Source organism: Micromonospora sp. A202 (genome assembly GCF_006715105.1).
Classification (GTDB): Bacteria; Actinomycetota; Actinomycetes; order Mycobacteriales; family Micromonosporaceae; genus Micromonospora; species Micromonospora zamorensis.
The window spans coordinates 5,082,300-5,100,889 of record NZ_VFMP01000001.1; the positions used below are offsets into that span (position 1 = coordinate 5,082,300).

At 73.8% G+C, this 18,590-nt stretch carries 18 protein-coding genes and 1 riboswitch; of the genes, 15 read left to right on the forward strand and 3 right to left on the reverse strand.

Annotation, left to right across the window (positions count from 1 at the left end; translation table 11 throughout):
• The first annotated feature begins 75 nt into the window (after positions 1 to 75).
• From FBZ33_RS23355 to FBZ33_RS23370, 4 genes are all read left to right on the forward strand, one after another.
• The gene (locus FBZ33_RS23355) at positions 76 to 2,190 is read left to right on the forward strand and encodes an AAA family ATPase (protein WP_141910672.1); all 2,115 of its coding nucleotides are present in this window, start codon (positions 76 to 78) and stop codon (positions 2,188 to 2,190) included.
• 107 nt (positions 2,191 to 2,297) lie between these two features.
• On the forward strand, positions 2,298 to 3,215 hold the full coding sequence (locus tag FBZ33_RS23360; protein ID WP_141910673.1) for a cation diffusion facilitator family transporter: 918 nt from the start codon (positions 2,298 to 2,300) through the stop codon (positions 3,213 to 3,215).
• Between the two features lie 113 nt (positions 3,216 to 3,328).
• Positions 3,329 to 3,460: riboswitch (cyclic di-AMP (ydaO/yuaA leader) on the forward strand.
• A gap of 5 nt (positions 3,461 to 3,465) precedes the next feature.
• Positions 3,466 to 4,530, forward strand: a complete 1,065-nt coding sequence (locus FBZ33_RS23365) for a coiled-coil domain-containing protein (protein ID WP_370453040.1) — start codon at positions 3,466 to 3,468, stop codon at positions 4,528 to 4,530.
• A 165-nt stretch (positions 4,531 to 4,695) separates the two neighbouring features.
• Positions 4,696 to 5,196: a hypothetical protein gene (locus FBZ33_RS23370; RefSeq protein WP_141910674.1), complete on the forward strand. Its 501-nt coding sequence runs from the start codon at positions 4,696 to 4,698 to the stop codon at positions 5,194 to 5,196.
• A 24-nt stretch (positions 5,197 to 5,220) separates the two neighbouring features.
• On the opposite strand, the gene FBZ33_RS23375 is transcribed toward FBZ33_RS23370, so the two are convergent.
• Positions 5,221 to 5,688, reverse strand: coding sequence for an SRPBCC family protein (locus FBZ33_RS23375; RefSeq protein WP_141910675.1), 468 nt, complete (start codon positions 5,686 to 5,688; stop codon positions 5,221 to 5,223).
• A 195-nt stretch (positions 5,689 to 5,883) separates the two neighbouring features.
• On the opposite strand from FBZ33_RS23375, the gene FBZ33_RS23380 reads away from it, so the two are divergent.
• Positions 5,884 to 6,846 carry a PfkB family carbohydrate kinase gene (locus tag FBZ33_RS23380; RefSeq protein WP_141912897.1) on the forward strand — a complete coding sequence of 321 codons (963 nt, stop codon included), beginning with the start codon at positions 5,884 to 5,886 and terminating at the stop codon, positions 6,844 to 6,846.
• Complete coding sequence (surE, locus tag FBZ33_RS23385) at positions 6,843 to 7,670, forward strand: 5'/3'-nucleotidase SurE (protein ID WP_099856335.1); 828 nt, start codon at positions 6,843 to 6,845, stop codon at positions 7,668 to 7,670. Before FBZ33_RS23380 ends, surE begins: the two co-directional genes overlap by 4 nt.
• Before the next feature lie 18 nt (positions 7,671 to 7,688).
• Here the strand turns inward: surE and FBZ33_RS23390 are convergent, their stop codons facing one another.
• A complete protein-coding gene (locus FBZ33_RS23390; RefSeq protein ID WP_088949581.1) occupies positions 7,689 to 8,051 on the reverse strand; it encodes an STAS domain-containing protein in 363 nt (120 codons plus the stop codon).
• 387 nt (positions 8,052 to 8,438) lie between these two features.
• On the opposite strand from FBZ33_RS23390, the gene FBZ33_RS32920 reads away from it, so the two are divergent.
• The 5 genes from FBZ33_RS32920 (at position 8,439) to FBZ33_RS23410 (ending at position 11,553) form a co-directional block, all read left to right on the forward strand.
• Positions 8,439 to 8,582, forward strand: a complete 144-nt coding sequence (locus FBZ33_RS32920) for a hypothetical protein (RefSeq protein ID WP_185755390.1) — start codon at positions 8,439 to 8,441, stop codon at positions 8,580 to 8,582.
• A gap of 136 nt (positions 8,583 to 8,718) precedes the next feature.
• A complete protein-coding gene (locus tag FBZ33_RS23395; RefSeq protein WP_088949582.1) occupies positions 8,719 to 9,117 on the forward strand; it encodes a hypothetical protein in 399 nt (132 codons plus the stop codon).
• Between the two features lie 604 nt (positions 9,118 to 9,721).
• Entirely contained in the window at positions 9,722 to 10,414 is a 693-nt protein-coding gene (locus FBZ33_RS23400; RefSeq protein ID WP_141910676.1) for a BON domain-containing protein, read from the forward strand.
• Positions 10,415 to 10,510: 96 nt separating this feature from the next.
• The gene (locus tag FBZ33_RS23405) at positions 10,511 to 11,008 is read left to right on the forward strand and encodes a redoxin domain-containing protein (protein ID WP_141910677.1); all 498 of its coding nucleotides are present in this window, start codon (positions 10,511 to 10,513) and stop codon (positions 11,006 to 11,008) included.
• Positions 11,005 to 11,553 (forward strand): DsbA family protein, encoded by a 549-nt coding sequence (locus tag FBZ33_RS23410; RefSeq protein WP_088949584.1) that lies wholly within the window; start codon positions 11,005 to 11,007, stop codon positions 11,551 to 11,553. Before FBZ33_RS23405 ends, FBZ33_RS23410 begins: the two co-directional genes overlap by 4 nt.
• Positions 11,554 to 11,582: 29 nt before the next feature.
• On the opposite strand, the gene FBZ33_RS23415 is transcribed toward FBZ33_RS23410, so the two are convergent.
• Entirely contained in the window at positions 11,583 to 14,468 is a 2,886-nt protein-coding gene (locus FBZ33_RS23415; protein WP_141910678.1) for a LuxR C-terminal-related transcriptional regulator, read from the reverse strand.
• Between the two features lie 145 nt (positions 14,469 to 14,613).
• Here FBZ33_RS23415 and FBZ33_RS23420 point away from each other — a divergent pair, with 145 nt between their 5' ends.
• Genes FBZ33_RS23420 through FBZ33_RS23435 form a run of 4 tightly spaced genes read left to right on the forward strand, consistent with a single transcriptional unit; the run spans position 14,614 to position 18,538 of the window.
• Positions 14,614 to 15,054 (forward strand): hypothetical protein, encoded by a 441-nt coding sequence (locus FBZ33_RS23420; RefSeq protein ID WP_141912899.1) that lies wholly within the window; start codon positions 14,614 to 14,616, stop codon positions 15,052 to 15,054.
• Entirely contained in the window at positions 15,051 to 16,184 is a 1,134-nt protein-coding gene (locus tag FBZ33_RS23425; protein ID WP_141910679.1) for an alcohol dehydrogenase catalytic domain-containing protein, read from the forward strand. Before FBZ33_RS23420 ends, FBZ33_RS23425 begins: the two co-directional genes overlap by 4 nt.
• Before the next feature lie 49 nt (positions 16,185 to 16,233).
• Positions 16,234 to 17,430 carry a trans-acting enoyl reductase family protein gene (locus FBZ33_RS23430; protein WP_141910680.1) on the forward strand — a complete coding sequence of 399 codons (1,197 nt, stop codon included), beginning with the start codon at positions 16,234 to 16,236 and terminating at the stop codon, positions 17,428 to 17,430.
• Between the two features lie 43 nt (positions 17,431 to 17,473).
• Positions 17,474 to 18,538 carry a MerR family transcriptional regulator gene (locus FBZ33_RS23435; RefSeq protein WP_370453100.1) on the forward strand — a complete coding sequence of 355 codons (1,065 nt, stop codon included), beginning with the start codon at positions 17,474 to 17,476 and terminating at the stop codon, positions 18,536 to 18,538.
• The last annotated feature ends 52 nt before the right edge of the window (positions 18,539 to 18,590 follow it).

The window sequence follows — 18,590 nt, forward strand, 5'->3', positions numbered from 1 at the left end:
GCCGGGGGCCGTACCCTTCTGCGGTTGGCTTGCGCGGTTTCCGACGCCTGCCGGCGACCTTCGAAGGAGCGTGCGTTGACCGACCAGACCGGCCTGGAGCAGGAGATCGCCGTCGAGCAACGCCACCTCGACAGGGTGTACGCCCGACTCGCCGAACTACGGCAGTCGGCGGTCCGCGCCGAGCGTGACGGCTACCGGATGGCTCGGGTGGGCACGCACGGGGCGCTGGTCGAGCGCGACGCGATGGTCTTCCACGCGGCGCAGCGGCGACACACCCTGGACGCCGAGCACGAGGGGCTGGTCTTCGGCCGGCTGGACCTGCGCGACAGTCAGGTGCTGCACGTCGGGCGCCTCGGCATCCGCGACGAGGACGCCCGCACGCTGGTCGTCGACTGGCGGGCGCCGGCCGCCGCCGCCTTCTACCAGGCCACCCCGGCGCAGCCGCTGGACGTGGTGCGCCGCCGCACGATCCAGTCCCGCGCCGAGCGGGTCACCCGCATCGAGGACGACCTGCTCGACCCGAACGCCGCGCCGGAGGGCATGACGGTCGTCGGTGACGGCGCGCTGCTGGCCACCCTGTCCAAGGCCACCGGCCGGGGCATGCGGGACATCGTGGCGACCATTCAGCGGGAACAGGACGAGGCGATCCGCTCCCCCGGCTCCGGGGTCACGATCGTCGCGGGCGGCCCCGGCACCGGTAAGACCGCTGTCGCCCTGCACCGGGCCGCCTTCCTGCTCTACTCCGACCGCAGCCGGTACGCGGGCGGCGGCATCCTGGTGGTCGGCCCGTCGTCGGTCTTCGTGGAGTACATCGGCTCGGTGCTGCCGTCGCTGGGCGAGGACACCGCGACCCTGCACTCGCTGGGCACCCTGTTCCCGGGCATGAGCGCCACTCGCACCGACCCGCCCGAGGTGGCGGCGGTGAAGGGCTCGCTGCGGATGCGTCGGGTGCTGGAGCGGGCTGCCCGCGACGCGGTGCCGGGCGGCCCGGGTGAGCTGCGTCTGCTCTACCGGGGCACGCTGCTGCGGCTGGACCGGACGGCACTGGACCGGATCCGGGACCGCGCGCTGCAACGGGGTGCCCGCCGCAACGAGGTGCGCCGGGCCGGCTTCGACGGGGTGTTCGCAGCGCTCTGGGCGCAGGCCCGTGAGGTGGGCATTCGACTGCCGGACCAGCGGACCTTCGAGGCGGAGATCGCCGAGCGGTCGGAGTTCCGGGAGTTCCTCAAGGCGTGGTGGCCCCGGCTGCACCCTCGACACGTTCTGGGCTGGCTGGCGCAGCCGGACCGGCTGCGCCGGTATGCCGGGGGGATCCTCTCCTCGGCGGAGATCCGGCTGCTCAGCGCCGCATACCGGCACCTGGACACGACCGGGCTGACCATCGCCGACATCGCGCTGCTGGACGAGTTGGACTCCCTGCTCGGCAAGCCGGCGCAGTCGGCCAAGGCCCGGCGCGACCCGTTCCAGCTGGCTGGCGGCGTACGCGAGTTGAGCACCCTCGGCGAGCGGCAACGGGCCGCCCGCGCGGCGGCCCGCGAGCGCCCGGAGGACTACCGGGACTACGCGCACGTGGTCGTGGACGAGGCGCAGGACGTCTCACCGATGCAGTGGCGGATGGTCGGTCGACGTGGCCGTCTGGCCTCCTGGACGGTGGTCGGCGACCCCGCCCAGACCGCGTGGACCGGCGACCCCGACGAGCTGGACCGGGCCCGGGACCAGGCGCTGGGTCGGCGCAAGCGGCACGATTTCACGCTCACCACCAACTACCGCAACTCCTCGGAGATCTTCGCGGTGGCGGCGGCGGAGATCCGCCGGCTCTACCCTGACCTGCCGCTGCCGACCGCGGTCCGCTCCACCGGGGTCGACCCGGTCGAGCTGGTGGTGCCCTCGACCGGGTTGGAGACCGCGACAGTGGAGGCGGCCGCCGGCCTGCTGGCCGAGGTGGAGGGCACCGTCGGCGTGATCACGCCGGTCCCCCGCCGCGACGAGGTCGCCGGCTGGGTCGCCGCACTCGGCGCGCCGAGGCTCCAGGTGGTCACCAGCCTGGAGGCCAAGGGCATGGAGTACGACGGTGTCGTGCTGGTCGCCCCGAGCGAGATCCGGGCGGATCCGGGTGCCGGGGTGCGCACCCTGTACGTGGCGCTCTCCCGGGCCACGCAGCGCCTCACCACCATCGACCCGACCGGCTGATCGGTGCTGGCGAGCCGCCAGCGAGAGTCGCCGCCCCTACACTTGCATACATAGCGATGTGAACATACATTTGACCGGGTCCCGGCTGGCGGCGGAGGGTGGTTCTCGTGGGCGCAGGTCATGACCACCACCACGGGTCCGTCGCCAATGCCGCACACCAGCACCGGGGCCGCCTCTGGGCGGCATTCGGGCTGCTCGCCACCCTGATGGTGGTCGAGGCGGTGGCCGCCCTGCACACCGGCTCGCTCGCACTGCTCTCCGACGCCGGGCACATGTTCACCGACGTGCTCGGCATCGGGATGGCGCTCGCCGCGATCACCGCGACCCGGCGGGCCACCGGAGACCCGCAGCGCACCTTCGGGCTCTACCGACTCGAGGTGCTCGCCGCGCTGGCCAACGCCGTCCTGCTCTCCGGCGTCGCGATCTACGTGGTGATCGAGGCGATCCGCCGCTTCGGCGACCCGCACGAGGTCATCGCCGGCCCGATGCTCGCGGTGGCCGTGCTCGGCCTGCTCGCCAACATCGCCGCCTTCGCCCTGCTCCGCGCCGGAGCCCGGGAGAGCCTCAACCTTCAGGGTGCGTACCTGGAGGTGCTCGGCGACCTGCTCGGGTCGGTCGGCGTGATCGGCGCCGCACTGCTCATCACCGTCACCGACTGGTGGTGGGCCGACCCGCTGGTCGCCGTCGCCATCGGCGTGTTCATCCTCCCGCGCACCTGGCGGTTGGCACGGGCCGCCGTCCGCATCCTGGTGCAGGCCGCCCCGGAGCACCTCCAGGTGACCGCCGTGCACGACCGGCTGGCCGCGGTCCCCGGTGTGGTCGAGGTGCACGACCTGCACGTCTGGACGCTCACCTCCGGCATGGACGTGGCCTCCGCACACCTGACGATGGCACCCGGGGCGGAGGTCGGCGCGGTGCTCACCGCCGCGCGTACGGCCCTGCACGACGACTTCCGGATCGAGCACGCGACGTTGCAGATCGAGCCGGGCGCCGCCTCCGGAGCGTGTGGCTCGATCGAGTGGTGACAGCAGCTTCTCGTGACGACGCAGGCACCGTCCGTCACATACGCTGCAGCCACCCCACCGGCACCGGTAGGCTCGGTCCCGGCCTCCACCAGGCGGCGCCCTCCCGGCGCCGGTGGTGGTCGCCGCCTAATCGCCCGCGAGGGCGAACCGGGGAACCACGTACCTGGGGTGCATCCGCGTCAGCGGTAGGGATCTTCCGTCCCGAACCCGTCAGCTAACCCGGTCGGCGGCTGACGGAAGGACATGCACAGTGGCACCAGCACGACCACCCGCCGCCCGACTGGCGGCCCTGATCGTCGCGATGTTCGCCCTCGGCGTCGCGCTCCCGGCCGGCACCGCCTCGGCCGCTCCCCCGAGCGGCCTGCGGGCCGCCGCCCCCGACTCCGACGAGGAGGGTGGCACCCCCGCGCTGCGAGCCCAACTCGAGGCGGCCAGCAAGGGCTACCTGGACGCGAAGCGCGCCCTGGACGCCTCGGTGCAGCGGCAGCAGCAGCTCACCACCCAACTGAAGACCATCGAGGTCGAGCTCAACCAGCGCAGCGGCAAGGTCGGAGAGATCGCCGGCGTCGCGTACCGCACCGGCCGGCTCAGCGCGATGTCGGCGCTGCTCAACAGCGACAGCCCGGAAGGCTTCATGGACCGGGCAGCCGCACTGGACGCGGTGGCCGCCAACGAGGACCGGGTGCTGCGCGACCTGCTCAGCAGCAAGGACCAGGCCAACCGCACCCAGGTCGCCCTGAACGGTGAGATCAACGAGCAGCGCAAGCAGGTCGCGGTGATGGCCAAGCGCAAGGAGCAGGCCGAACGGGCCCTGACGGTGGCCACCACCCCCAAGCCGCAACCCGCCGCCGACACCGACTCCAACCGGGGCACCTCCGCCGCCAACGCGAAGGCCGCGCCGCGCAACTCCGACGGCTCCTGGCCGTCGGAGACGTGCAGCGTCAACGACCCCACGCCGGCCAGCGGCTGCATCACCCCGCGCACCCTGCACGCCCTCAACCAGGCCAAGGCGGCCGGCTTCACCCGGTACGTCTCCTGCCACCGCCCCAGCGGCTCCGGCGAACACCCGAAGGGCCGGGCCTGCGACTTCGCGGCCCAGACGGGCGGCTTCGGCGGCGACGCCACCGGCGGCGACAAGACCTACGGCAGCAACCTCGCGGCGTACTTCATCCGCAACGCCGACCGGCTCGCCGTGCTGTACGTGATCTGGTACAGGCAGATCTGGCTGCCCAGCAGCGGATGGAAGTCCTACAGCGGGGCGGGTGGCGACCCGTCCAGCGACCACACCAACCACGTGCACCTGTCGGTCTACTGATCCGGCCGTTCCCCAAAGTGTGTGATGCCTGTGAGTCATCAAGATGACTCACAGGCATCACGTTCGTCCGGGCAGCGCTGTCCGACCGGGCTACGTCGCCGGGCGTACCCCTGATGTCGTCGCTCGTCGGACGACCCGGCGGCGGCCGGCGGGCAGCATCGCGGTATGCCTCGGATCCCACCCAGCGCCCGCAAGGGGCTGCTCACCCTGCACCTGGTCACCTCGCTGGGCTGGCTCGGCGCCGACCTGGTGCTGCTCACCCTCGGCATCGCCGTGCAGCGTGGCGCCGACCCTGCGGTGCTCTACCCGGTCGGCGCGCTGGTCGGCACCGTCCTGTTCGCGCCGCTGAGCGTCCTGGTCTGGCTCATCGGTGTCGCCACCTCGCTGCTCACCCCGTGGGGCCTGCTGCGCTACCGGTGGGTGGTGGTCAAGCTGGTGCTCACCACGGTGATGGTCGGGCTGGTGCTGTTCCTGCTCACCCCGAATCTGCGGCACGCCGGAGCGGTGGGCGCCGCCCTGCCCACACGGGACCGTGCCGACCTGGTGATCGCCCCCGCGGTGTCGACCAGCCTGATGATCATTGCGACGGTGCTGTCCACGTACAAGCCGTGGGGACGGCGTCCCGCCGCCCGGCCCGCCCTGGCGGGCCGCGCCCGCAACCGGTGACCCCACTGCCGTCCCGCGCTCGGGTCAGGCTGGGGGCGGCGGGTCGCCGGTGCGGTCGAGGGCAGCGCCGAGGCGGGTGGCCAGGGCGAGGTGGGCGGCCCGGGCCTGACGGAACGCGTACCGGAACAGCGGGGTCGGCGCGGTCAGGGTGATGTCGACGTCGATCCGGGTCAGGCCGTCCGGCTCGGGGCGCAGCCGGGTTTGGTTACGCACCGTGGTGGCGGGCCACTGGCGGGCCACCATGACGATCTCGTCGTCCTCGCTGATCAGGACGTCCGCGTGGTAGGTGGTCCGGAAGCGCAGCGGGCCGGCAGCCAGCCGGTCGTTGATCGTGTAGCTGGCCTGCGCACCGGGTCGGGGCGGCAGTCGGCGGACCCGGACGATCAACGGGTGCAGCTCACCCTGCCGGGTCAGGTCGCTGAGCAGCGCCGCCGCCTCGGCCGGCGAACACCGGGCCTGCACGGTGTAGCTGAAGGTATCGCTGCTGAGCACACCGTCTCCCGCCGTCGATGGTCGCACGATCGTCCCGTACCGATGTCTGGCTGGCAATGTCCGAGGGCCGGCCCGGGCCGGCCCGATGACACGCCCAGTCACCGTTTGGCGCATTAGGGTCGTTCAGTGAGGAATCACCCGACCGTGCTGGAGGCGGACATCATGAACGGCGACGATCCGGTGAGCGGGCACGTGATGGTCTTCGCGCCCACTCCACAGCTGACGGTGACCGTCGACCAGCCGAACGACCACCCCGAGCTGCACCTGCACCCCGGCGGGCAGGGCGTCTGGCAGGCACGGATGGTGATGTCGCTCGGTGTCGAGGTGGTGCTCTGCGCCGCCCTCGGCGGCGAGATCGGCCAGGTGCTGGAGCCGCTGCTGGTCAGTGAGGGCGTGGACCTCAAGGCGGTGGCCCGTGATTCCGGCAGCGGCGGGTACGTGCACGACCGCCGGGACGGCTCCCGGCAGGAGATCGCCGACGTGCCCGGTCAGCCGTTGAGCCGACACGAACTCGACGAGCTGTACAACCTGGCCCTCGGCGAGGGCCTGTCGGCCGCGGTGAGCATCCTCAGCGGGCCGAACGAGCCGTGGCTCGTGCCTGCCGACCTGTACCGACGCTTCGCCGCCGACCTCAGCGCCAACGGCGGTCGAGTGGTGGTCGACCTCTCCGGCGATCACCTCGGCTCGGCGCTGGAGGGCGGCGTCTTCTTCCTCAAGGTGAGCCACGAGGAGCTGATCCGCGACGGCCGCGCCCGCACCGACGACATCGTGGAACTGACCCGGGCCATGTACGAGCTGCACGCGGCCGGCGCCGAGACGGTGGTGGTGAGCCGGGCCGACCAGCCGGCGCTCGCGCTCATCGACGGGGAGCTGTTCGAGGTCGAGATGCCCCGGTTGGAAGCCGCCGACCCGCGCGGCGCGGGCGACTCGATGACCGCCGGGGTGGCAGCCGTCGTGGCTGGCGGCGGGGACATCCGGACCGCCATCCGGACCGGGGCCGCGGCCGGCGCGCTGAACGTCACCCGGCACGGCCTGGGCACCGGACGACTGGACTCGATCACCGGCCTGGTGGACCGGGTCCGACTGGTGCCGGCGGACAGCCGACAGCAGGAGCGGACCACCCCGGACGAGCTGGCCGACCGGGTGGTCGACCGATGACCCTGCGGGTGTTGATCACGAATGACGACGGGATCGCCGCGCCGGGCATCCAGGCACTGGCCTGGGCTGCCCGCCAGCGGGGCCTGGACGTGGTGGTCGCCGCACCGCTGGAGGAGGCGAGCGGCACCAGCGCCGCGATGAGCGCCATGGAACGGGACGGACGTGTCGTCGTGAACGACCACCCGCTGCCCGACCTGGAGGGCGTGCCAGCGTACGGGGTTGGCGGCTCACCCGGCTTCATCACGCTGATCGCCCTGCACGGCGCGTTCGGCCCGCCGCCATCGGTGGTGCTCTCCGGCATCAACCGTGGTGCCAACGCCGGCCGGGCCGTGCTGCACTCAGGGACGGTGGGGGCGGCGTTCACCGCCGCCACGAACGGGTGCCGGGCGATGGCGGTCTCCCTGGATGTGCTCTCCGCGGGCGAGGCGACGGCGGCGAGCGGTGGCGCGGCGGTGGACGCGGCCGCCCGGGTACGCGACGCCGAGCGGCACTGGAGCACCGCGGCGCGGGTCGCCCTGGACCTGCTCCCCCGGTTGACGTCCGCACCGATGGAGAGCGTGCTCAACGTGAACGCCCCGGACCTGCCGCACGGACGACTGCGCGGGGTGCGGCGAGGCACGCTGGCCAGCTTCGGTCAGGTGCAGATGACGGTGGCCGAATCCGGCCACGGCTTCGTCCGCACCTCACTGGAGGAGCCGGGGCAGGCCGCCCAGCCGGGCACCGACGTGGCGTTGCTGGCCGCCGGGTATGCGTCGGTGACGGCCATCCGGGCGGTCACCGAAGCAACCGACATCGACCTGACCGGGCTGGACGAGCAGCCCTGACCGGAATGCCCGGTGCGCTCAGGCGCCGGGCAGCACTTCGGGGGTGGCGGCACCGGCGAAGTAGGGCTCCGGGGCGCCGAACAGGCCGAGCAGACCGGTCACCCAGAGCTGTCGGTGCACGAACCGGCTCGGCTGCGTGACCACCAGCTTGACGTCGCTGACCTCGGCCGTCTGGAAGCCGGCGACCATGGCGCTGATGCCGACGGAGTCGATGAAGGTGACCAGCCTCATGTTCAGCTCGATGCGGAGTGGGCGGCCCTTGGCCAGCACCTCCGCGATCGCCTCGCGCACCTCGTACGCGGTGTCCACGTCGATCTCGCCCCGCGGGGCGATCTCCACCACACCACCGGACAGAACCGACTTCACGATCGACAGGCTCACGCGAGCACCTCCACCCGCCCGTCCCCCGGGCGCCTCATCAGTACGCGGGCCGCGACCGAGAGTATTCCTCCGACGGCCTCGGTCGCCACCCCTCGGGATGAGTAATTCGCGGATCCGGACCCACAAAGCCGCCCATATCCGTACTTTTCAGTATCTGATTACTCAACACTTTTCGTTATCTGACCCTCGGCGATCAGTCGGGACCGACGCGCCGCGGACAAGGGTAGCCGCCCGGACCCGACAGGCCCGACAACCGGACCACCACCTACGCCCGCCCCGTGTGCCACCGGCGTGTCGCCCGCGAACGCCCGCCCTGATCGGCACCCGTGGTTGCCGACGCGCCCTAGCATCGGGCCGGGACACCCACCGTGACGGAGAGGACCTTCGATGATCAAGCGACTTGCGGGGCTGGCTGGCGTCGGCGTCTTGCTCGCCCTCGTACTGGCCTGCGGTTTCGGCGGTGGAGGCGACGATGACGACGACGATGACGACGACTTCGCCCGGGGCGTCGCCGTGACAGTGGTGCGCTGAGTTCCTCCGAGCCAGGGCCGGCCGGGTTTGCGCTCGGGCGGCCCTGGGCACTGCGGGGTAGGCGAACCGTGACGCGCTGAACAGACGCCGAAGTCCGAAGTGGCCGGCGGCTTCGGCACCCGAGGAGGTAACCACGATGTTCGGAACCAACCTGCTGGACCGCCGCAGCAAGCCGGAGCGGATCGCGGACCAGGCCTGGGAGCACCTGCTCTCGGCCGTGAGCTCCGCCGGAGACAGTGTGCGGGACACCGCCCGGTCGGCCCGTCGCAACAGCGGCGACCTTGCCGATGGCGCGGGCGACCTGGTGGGCTCCGCCGCCGAGGAGGCACGTCGGCGTGCCTCTCTGGCCTTCGACGCGCTCGCCGGCCGCCAGCCGGCACTACCCTGGACGCTGCTGATCGGTGCCGCGCTCGTGGGCGCGGCGGTCGGCTGGGCCGTCGGGTCCGCCGCGCGGGCCGCCGGCAGCCACGACGACCGTGCCGTCGACGACGTGGAGTTCGTCGACGTCGACCGCCCCAACTCCCCCGCGGTCTGATCAACCGCTCTCCCCGCACCACCAGGGCCCCACTCGACCACTGTCGAGCGGGGCCCAAGCCATCACCCCACCCCCCACCCCATTGCGTCGATCATGGAGTTGTGGTGGCGGACAAAGGTGGCGAGAAGCAGCACTTCGCCCACCACAAGTCCATGATCGACGCCGATGGGCGGGCGGGGGCCGGTCCGCCGGGTGCCGGACCCCTCAGGCCGCCGGCGGACCGGTGCTCGGGTGGTGGGCGCATGGGGGCTGCTGGGTGGGTGCTGTTCCTCTCGGGCGGAGCCCCGGGGGACGGGGTCGACCGGACGGGAACGCCGTGCCCGGGGGACGGGCACAGCGACGGGGACGGGAAGAGCTGCCCTGGCTCCACCACCCGACGCGAACGGCTCCCGCAATCGAGGAACGCCACTACCGTAACTGAAGGTGGCTCGCTTTGGAAGCGCTCCCATGGCGGAAATCCGGCCGTCCCGGAACAGCGCGGCCGGGCCGTCACCCCTTCCGGGCGAGGATGGTTCACCCGGAGCAGCGGCAGGATCGGACGACGGCGGACCTCCCGGCCGCGACCGCCGCCCGGTCCGCCGACAAAGCACGGGAGGAGGGGCAGATGGCCATCGCGGAGATCAGCCGAACCGACCAGGACATCCAGTCCGCCGTACTCGACGAGCTGACCTGGGAACCGCGGGTGCAGCCGCACGAGATCGGCGTGATCGTCGCCGAGGGCGTCGTCACGCTGACCGGACGAGTGGACAGCTACGCCAAGAAGTGGGCCGCCGAGCGAGCCACGCACCGGGTCGCCCGGGTCCGAGCGGTCGCCAACGACGTGGCCGTGCAACTGGACAGCGGCTACGGCTCCGAGCGCGCCGATCCCGACCTGGCCGCCGCCGCGAGCCACGCGCTGGAATGGGACGCCTTCGTGCCCATCGAGAAGCTCCAGGTCACCGTCTCGGCCGGCTGGGTCACGCTGCACGGCGACGTCGAGTGGGAGTACCAGCGCCGGGCCTCCGAACGGGCGGTCAGCCGGCTGACCGGCGTACGCGGGGTGAGCAACGGCATCACCGTCCGTCCGGCCACCCCACCCGACGGCCGGGACCTGGCCGAGCGGATCGTCGACGCCCTCGCCCGGGCCGGCGCGACCGAGGCCGAACGGATCAGCGTCCGGGTGCACGGCGACACGGCGGTGCTCGCCGGTCTGGTCCACTCGATGCCCGAGCGGGCCGAGGTGGAGCAGCTGGCCTGGTCCGCGCCGGGCATCCGCGAGGTGCAGAACCACATCGCGGTCGCCCCGGGGCTGCGCTGAACGGACGCGGGCGCCCGCTCACCGGGCGCTGAACGGGCGTGGAACCACCCGGGGTGGGTGAGTCCGTCTCACCCACCCCGGGAGCAGGCTGGAGGCATGAGTGATCCGAACGGGCTGATCCAACCGGGCCGCCCCGCGCCCGGTTTCACCCTCCCGGCCACCCCGGACGGGGCCCTCGTCGGCCCTGAGCAGTTCCGAGGCCGGCCGGTCGTGCTCGCCTTCTACCCCGCTGACTGGAGCCCGGTCTGCGGTGACCAGATGTCCCTCTACCAGTCGGCGGCGCCTGTCTTCGCCCAGTACCGGGCAGCGGTGCTCGGCATCTCAGTGGACAGCATCTGGTCGCACCGGGCGTTCGCCGAGAGCCGGGGCATCGAGTTCCCGCTGCTGGCCGACTTCGAACCCAAGGGCGAGGTGGCCCGCCGCTACGGCTCGTACATGTCGAACGGTGAGGCGGCCCGCGCGCTCGTGGTGCTGGACCCGGTGGGGACGGTGACCTGGAGCTACCTCTCCCCGCCCGACGTCAACCCGGGCGCGGACGGCATCTTCGACGCGCTGGACCAACTCGCCGCCGATCGGAAGGTGATGGCCGGATGACCACGCCACTTCAGGTCACCGCCCGGCTTCGGGATCCGGTGACGACCGATGACCACATCCGGGGCCCGGCCGACGCGTCGGTGACCATCGTCGAGTACGGCGACTTCCAGTGCCAGTTCTGCGGTGCCGCGTACCCGAACCTGCACGAGTTGCTGCGGCAGAGGGCCGACACCGTGCGGTTGGTCTACCGGTACTTCCCGATCGCCAACATGCACCCGTACGCGGAACGCGCCGCCGAGACGGCCGAGGCCGCCGGGGTCCGGGGCCGATTCTGGGAGATGCACGACTGGCTCTACGAGCACCAGGACCAACTCGACCCGGTGCACCTCTCGCTCGGTGTCGAGCAGGTCGGGTTGCCGCCGGACGAGTTGAACGCCGAGGTGGAGGGCCGCAGTCACGCGGACCGGGTGCGTCGGGACTTCGTCGGCGGCATCCGCAGCGGGGTGAACGGCACCCCCACGCTGTTCGTCAACGGCGTTCGGCACGACGGTGGTTACGACCTGCCCGACCTGCTGGCGGCAGTCGACGCCGCCGGCAACGCCTGACCGCCGACAACGCCTGACCGCCGACCCGCTCAGATCAGCCGCAACTCGCGCGCCCGCCGGACCGCCTCGCGCCGGCGGGTCGCGTCGAGTTTGCGGTAGATGTTGCGGACGTGGGTCTTCACCGTGTTGACCGACAGCGACAGTTCGCTGGCGATCTCCACGTTGGACAGGATGCTCTGCAGGTAGCGCAGGATGGTCAGCTCCCGCTCGGTGAGCGGCTCGTCGAGCGTGTCCCTCGGCTCGACGGCGGGCCGAGCGGTGCTCCTGCCGGCTCCCCGCACCAGGTCGCTGACCAGCGCGAAGTGCGCGGTGCCGGCGTCCAGGTGGGCGGCCAGCAGGTCCCGCACGGGTGGTTCGGCGCGGGTGAAGACCCGTCGACAGCCCTGCGGCCCGGCCAGGTCCAGCACCTGCTCCAGGATCCGGCCCGCCCGCCGCCCGTCGCCGGCCCGCTCGGCCAGCAGGGCGTCCAGCAGCCCCGCGTCGAGGCGTACCGGCAGGGGCCAGGAGGTGGCCGCTGGCGACTGCCAGCCCGGCAGGGCGCGCCCTGCGGCAGCGGCGTCACCGGCCAGCAGCTCCACCTTCGCCGCCGCGACCGCGAGGACGGGTTCGCTCGCGCCGACCAACAGGTCGCGCGCGGCGTCCAGGTCACCCCGCTCGGCGCGCAGTTCGGCCTCGGCGGCCCGCAGCAGGCCGGCCAGCTCGGTCGCGGACGGCCGGTCGGCCAGCGCCTCCCGGGCCCGGACGAGCAGTCGTTGCCCGGCTGCCGGGTCGCCGGAGTCGCGGTGCAGCTTTGCCCGGCACAGCGCGGCCACCGTCGCCGCTACCGGTTCGTCGGCAGCGGCGGCCGGCCAGTCGTCACCCGCATCCGTCTCGAGGCCGGCGATCCAGCCGCCGACGATGCCGAGGGCCGGGCCGGCGAGAGCGAGGTTGGCGGCAGCCTCCTCGGGCTGGTCGCGGAGCTGCGCCACCAGGGCCAACGCCAGGTACGAGTAGGCGCAGTCGAGCCGACAGGACCAGCCCCGACAGGGTGGCATGCCCAGCGCGTCCCGAGCCGCCTGCTCGGCCGCCCGCAGCTCGCCCCGCACCGCGAGCAGCAGCGCGGCACGGCTGGCGCCGACCAACTCGGTACGCGGACGGCCGGCCTCGCGCGCCGCCGCCCGGGCCCGGACGAACCGGGGGGCCGGGAGTGCGCCGTCGGCCAACTCGACCAGCCCGAGGGCGGTGCCGGTGAACGCTCTCAGGTCCGCGTCGTCGGTCGCGCCTCCCCCACCGGTCGTCGGGGCGGAGCTGGCCGCTCCGCTCGGCGCGGAGTCCGGCATTCGGGTCGGCGTGGCGCCCGCCGGGCGGGTCCGCAGCAGTCGGGCGGCGGCGGCCCGGACCTCCGCCGGGTCGCCGGAAAGGCGTGCCACGCTCACTTCCAGCGCGGTGACCAGGCGTAGGAACCGGTCCCGCCGCGGCACGGGCAGGCCAGCGGCATGGTCGGCGGCCGAGCGCAGGTGGCTGCTGGCGGCCGGCAGATCACCGGCGTACGCGCGCTCGGCGGCGCAGGCCAACGCCACCTCCGGGTCGGCCCGGATCACCTCCGCCGGCGGGGTCATGGGGGCGGGGGCGTGCACCGGGTCCCGGTCGTACCGGGTCAGTTCCGGCCAGTGCGCGACGAACAGGTCACCGGCCAGGTCCCACCGGCCGGCGGCCAGCGCGTGCCGCAGACCGTCGGCCGGCCGCCCGTCCTCGGCGTACCAGTCGGCGGCCCGTCCGTGCAGGTCATGGAGTTCGTCGGGGGGCAACCGGGCCAGGTCGGCGCGGAGCAGGTCGGCGAGCAGGGGCTCGCAGCGGTACCAGGGTGGGCGGGTGTCCTCGCGGTGCAGCAGGCCACCGGTCCCGGCCAGGGCGGCCAGCGCCGGCCCGGCGTCGGCGCGGCCAGTCAGCGCCTCGGCCAGGTCGGCGCAGACGGTGTCGACGATGGCAGTACGGCGCAGCAGGTCCTCCTCGGCCGGGTCGAGTGCGGGGAGCACCTCCTCGTGCAGGTAGCCGGCGATCTCCGGCTGGTCACCGCCGAACTGCCCCACCCAGCGCTCCGGGTCGGGCTGCCCGCGCACCGCCAGCGCGGCGATGCGCAGCGCGGCCGGCCAGCCGCCGGTCCGGTCGCGCAGCTGGTGCACGGCGGCTGCCGGTAGCGCGGCGGCGTGCGCGGTGAGCAGGTCGGCCACCTCGTCGTCGGTGAACGCCAGCTCGTCCGGGCCGATCTCGGTCAGCTCGCCGGCGAGGCGTAGCCGGTGCAGGGGCAGGTGCAACCCGGCCCGCGCGCCGATCACCAGGCGCAGCCGCTGCTCGGCATGTCGCAGCAAAAACTCCAGGCCGGTCAGCGCCGCTGGGTCGGCGACCCGGTGCAGGTCGTCCAGGACCAGCAGCACCGGCCGATCCGCGGCGGCGAGCGTGGCGGCCAGCACCTCCAGCTGCTCCGGGCGCGGCGGCCGGTCCGGCAGCGGGCCGTCCTCCGCCGACCCGGTCGCCGACCGCAGCGCCGCCGCGAGGTACGCCCAGAGCCGGTCGCCGTCGTCGCCCACCTCCACAGACAGCCACGCCGGGACCGGGCGGGCCTCGGGCGGCACCGACAGGTCGCCGGAGTCGGGCACGACCGCTCCCGGCTCCACGTCGGGCGCAGCACCGCCCAGCCGTACCCAGGAGGCGAGCAGCGTGGTCTTGCCCCAGCCGGCGGGAGCGGCGATCAGGGTGACCGGCCCGGCACTGCCCTCGTCCAACCGGCGCAGCAGTCGGGGCCGGGCCACCACCGGCTCCGGCGGCACGGCCGGAGTCAGCCGGGACGCCAGCAGCGGAGACTCCGCCGGACGCCCCGGTGCCGTATCGACCTGTCGTGCGGTTTCGACCCGTACGCGATTCCGCTGTTCCGGCACCCAGCCCCACCCCCACCACGCGCTCCGCCCCCGGTCGGCGAGCGGTTACCCGGCGGGGGCCGGTTCACCCCTTCCGGGCGAGCACGCTTCACCCGGCCGGGACCGACGATCGGGGGACGTGGACCGCGAGGACGGGTGGGGACGAATGGGACGGCTGGTGCGGGCGGGACCCGCCCTCGGCACCGCGGCGCTGACCGGGGCGGCGCGGTTGCTGCGCGTACCCCGGCGGCGCGGCCGGACCGGCGCGGACGGCGACCCTGGCCCGCCGGTCCGGTGGCAGGTGGTGACTGTCGACCGGCCTCCGGAGCAGGTGCTCCCCGATGGTCGCTGGCCCGAACCGCTGCGCCGCCTGGGCGGCGCGGTCGAGGTGCGGGTGCGGCCGGCGCCCGGCGACCGGGGCACGGAGCTGGCGGCCCGGCCGCTGCCCGGCGGCACCCCGCCCCCCGGGCTGGCCGCGCACCTGGTCGGTGACGACCCGGGCCTGCTGGTGCGCCGCACCCTGCGCCAGGTCAAGCAACGGGTGGAGGCCGGCGAGGTGCTGCGTGCGGACCGGTCGCCGCTGGACCGCCGCGAGGTGCACGGGTGAGGGCGCTGTGCTGGGTCGCCGCCGACGAGGTGGCGGTACGCGAGGTGAGCGACCCGGAGCTGCGCAACGAGCGTGACGTGATCGTCCGGGTTCGTCGGAGCACCACCTGCGGCGGTGACCTGCCGCTGCTGGCCGGGCGGGATCCGCTGCTGCGGGCCGGTGACGTGCTCGGGGCCGAGTTCCTGGGCGAGGTGGTCGAGGTCGGGCCCGCCGTCCGCCGGCACCGTACCGGCGACCGGGTGGTCGTCGGCGCGAGTGTCGCCTGCGGCGGCTGCTGGTACTGCCGTCAGGGCCTGCACTCCTGCTGCGACAACAGCAGCGTCGACCTGGCGAGTGCCGACCCCGACCAGGGACGGGACGCCGGCGGTTTCGGCCGGCCCAGGGCGGCGGGCGGCTTCGCTGGCGGTCACGCCGAGTACGTGCGGGTGCCGTACGCCGACGTGGGCGCGTTTCCGGTGCCGGACGCTGTCGACGACGACCGGGCGTTGTTCGCCGCCGACGCGGCACCGGCCGGCTGGTCGGCGGCTGAGCTGGGTGCGGTGCGCCCCGGCGACGTGGTGGCGATCTGGGGCGCCGGAGCGGTGGGCCAGTTGACCGCCTGGGCGGCGGTGCGGCGCGGTGCCGCCCAGGTTTTGGTGGTGGACCGCTACGAGGAGCGGTTGCGGATGGCGGAGCGGCACTGTGGCGCGGAGCCGCTGGACTATCGCCACACCGACGTCGCGGCGGAGCTGCGTGACCGCAGCGGCGGACGCGGGGCGGACGTATGCGTGGTGGCGGTCGGCTGGTCGGCGGCCGGTCGCTTCGGTGGCCGCACCGCCGACCACCCGGACGCCCTGCGGGAGGCCGTGTACGCCTGCCGCAAGGGCGGTGTGGTGGTGGTGCTCGGCGAGGTGGCCGGTTTCGTCGACGCGTTTCCGCTGGGCACGGTGACCGACCGGCGGCTCACGCTGCGCGGGGCCCGGCGGCCGGACCTGCGGGACGTGCCGATGCTGCTGGACCGGATGGCCCGCGACGAGCTGCGCACCGAGCAGTTGGCCACCCACCGGCTGCCGCTGGAGCAGGGCCCGCAGGGGTACGCGCTGTTCCGGGACCGGGCCGACGGATGCGTACGGGCCGTGTTCACCCCGTGACGGCCTTTCGTGATCTGCCATCGGGTACCGCGAATGGCAGACTCTGGGGATGGCTGGGGAGCGAACGTACGACGTGGTGCTGTTCGGGGCGACCGGGTTCACCGGGGGCCTGACCGCTGAATACCTGGCCCGGCACGCGCCGCCGGGGCTGCGCTGGGCGCTGGCCGGGCGCGACCCGGGCCGCCTCGCCGCCGTCCGGGACCGGCTGGCCGCGATCGACCCGACGTTGACCGACCTGCCGCTGCTCACCGCCGACGTGACCGACGCGGCCTCGCTGCGCGCCGTCGCGGAGAGCGCCCGGGTGGTGGCCAGCACTGTCGGCCCGTACGTCCACCACGGCGAGCCGCTGGTCGCCGCCTGCGCCAGGGCTGGCACCGACTATCTGGACATCACCGGTGAGCCGGAGTTCGTCGACCTGATGTATGTGCGCCACCACGCCGAGGCGGCCCGCACCGGCGCGCGGCTGGTGCACGCCTGCGGGTTCGACTCCATCCCGCACGACCTGGGCGTCTGGTTCACCGTCAAGCAACTCCCGGCCGACGTGCCGATCACCGTGGACGGTTACGTGCGCGCCGGTGGCCGGTTCTCCGCCGGCACCTACCATTCGGCGCTCACCGCGTTCTCCCGTACGGGGCAGGCCAGCCAGGCCGCCCGGGACCGCCGGGCGGTCGAGCCGCGCCCCACCGACCGTCGGGTGCGGGCGGTGCCCGGCCGGCTGGGCCGCTCGGCGGAGCTGGGCATCTGGACCGTGCCGCTGCCGACCATCGACCCGCAGGTGGTCCGCCGCTCGGCGGCGGCCCGCCCGGAGTACGGCCCGGACTTCCGTTACCGGCACTTCGCGGCCGTGAAGCGGCTGCCCACAGTGCTGGCTGGCGCGGTCGGGCTCGGAGCGGTGGTCGGGCTGGTGAAGCTGCCGCCCAGCCGACGGTGGCTGCTCGGCCGGCTCGCGTCCGGGCAGGGGCCCACCGCCGAGCAACGGGCGGCTTCCTGGTTCCGGGTCCGGTTCGTGGGCACCGGCGGCGGGCAGCGGGTGGTCACCGAGGTGGCTGGCGGCGACCCCGGTTACGACGAGACGGCGAAGATGCTCGGCGAGTCGGCGCTGTGCCTGGCGCTCGACGAGCTGCCGCCGACTGCCGGTCAGGTCACCCCGGTCACCGCGATGGGTGACGCGCTGCTCGACCGGCTCGTCCGGGCCGGGCTCAGCTTCCGGGTGCTCAAGCAGGACACGGCGGAGCACTCGGCTTGACCCTCGACCGGGTCGAGGGGGCAGGATGCCCGGCGTGAGCGACCTGCACAGCATCGGTGAGCTGGCGAGGGCCAGTGGCCTGACCGTCAGCGCCCTGCGTTTCTACGACTCGGCGGGGGTGCTGGAACCGGCCCTGGTCGACCCGGTGACCGGCTACCGCTGGTACACCGACGAGCAGATCGCCCCGGCCCGGCTGGTGGCCGGGCTGCGCCGGATCGGCATGCCGGTGCCGGAGATCGCCGCCGCGGTCCGCGCCGAGCCGGCGGCGGTGCACCGGTTGCTCGACACGCACCTGCGCCGGTTGGTCGACGGGCTGGCCGACGCCCGTCGGGAGGTGACCCGGCTCCGGGCGCTGGTCGACCCGGCCCAGCCGAGCACCACCACGCTGCTGCTCTCCCCCGCCGACCTGGCCGCCGCGCTCGACGCGGTGCGCTTCGCCGTCGGCGCGGACCCGGAGATGCCGATGCTCTGCGGCGTGCTGCTCGACGTGGAGCCCGACGGTGTCCGGCTCGTCGCCACCGACCGGTACCGGCTCGCGTTGGCCCGCTCCCAGGCCGACGTCGACGGTCCGCCGGTGCGGGTGTTCGTCCCCGTGTCCCTCGTCGACCAGCTCCGGCCGCTGCTCGACGCCGCCGACGCCTGGCCGGTGTCGTTGACAGTGGCGGGCGCGGACCTGCGGGTGCTGGTGGCCGACCGGACGCTGACCGGCACCGCCCTGCCGTACGACTTCCCGGACTACCGCCGGTTGCTGCGCAAGGCCGTCGGCGAGCGGCCCACCGCGCGCCGGATCACTGTCGACGTGGCCACGCTGCGCGCCGCGTTGGCCGACCCGGCGGCCCCCACCGTCGCCCGCGACGACGACGGCACGGCCCGGGAGGTCACCGTGCTCGGCGTCGACGACCAGGGCGGTCTTCGGCTGCTCCCCGCCGCCGACCTGGACAGCGAAGCGCTGCGGGTCGGGGTGGACGGTCGCTACCTGCTGGACGCGTTGAACGCGGCCGGCGCGCCGCAACTGGTGCTGGAGCTGGACGGGCCGATCTCCCCGCTGGCCCTACGCCGACCGGACGACGCGGACACCTACTCGGTGCTGATGCCGATCCGGCTCTGAGCCGGCGGCCAGCAATCCCCGTCCCGCGAGGAAAAGCCCGCGACGGTAACAT

Bases quoted from the DNA above. Each gene is read 5' to 3' on its own strand.
- FBZ33_RS23410 (WP_088949584.1), top strand. From the start codon at position 11,005: ATGACCACGCCACTTCAGGTCACCGCCCGGCTTCGGGATCCGGTGACG.
- FBZ33_RS23430 (WP_141910680.1), top strand. From the start codon at position 16,234: ATGGCTGGGGAGCGAACGTACGACGTGGTGCTGTTCGGGGCGACCGGG.
- surE (WP_099856335.1), top strand. From the start codon at position 6,843: ATGACCCTGCGGGTGTTGATCACGAATGACGACGGGATCGCCGCGCCG.
- FBZ33_RS23400 (WP_141910676.1), top strand. From the start codon at position 9,722: ATGGCCATCGCGGAGATCAGCCGAACCGACCAGGACATCCAGTCCGCC.
- FBZ33_RS23370 (WP_141910674.1), top strand. From the start codon at position 4,696: ATGCCTCGGATCCCACCCAGCGCCCGCAAGGGGCTGCTCACCCTGCAC.
- FBZ33_RS32920 (WP_185755390.1), top strand. From the start codon at position 8,439: ATGATCAAGCGACTTGCGGGGCTGGCTGGCGTCGGCGTCTTGCTCGCC.
- FBZ33_RS23380 (WP_141912897.1), top strand. From the start codon at position 5,884: ATGGTCTTCGCGCCCACTCCACAGCTGACGGTGACCGTCGACCAGCCG.
- FBZ33_RS23405 (WP_141910677.1), top strand. From the start codon at position 10,511: ATGAGTGATCCGAACGGGCTGATCCAACCGGGCCGCCCCGCGCCCGGT.
- FBZ33_RS23420 (WP_141912899.1), top strand. From the start codon at position 14,614: ATGGGACGGCTGGTGCGGGCGGGACCCGCCCTCGGCACCGCGGCGCTG.
- FBZ33_RS23395 (WP_088949582.1), top strand. From the start codon at position 8,719: ATGTTCGGAACCAACCTGCTGGACCGCCGCAGCAAGCCGGAGCGGATC.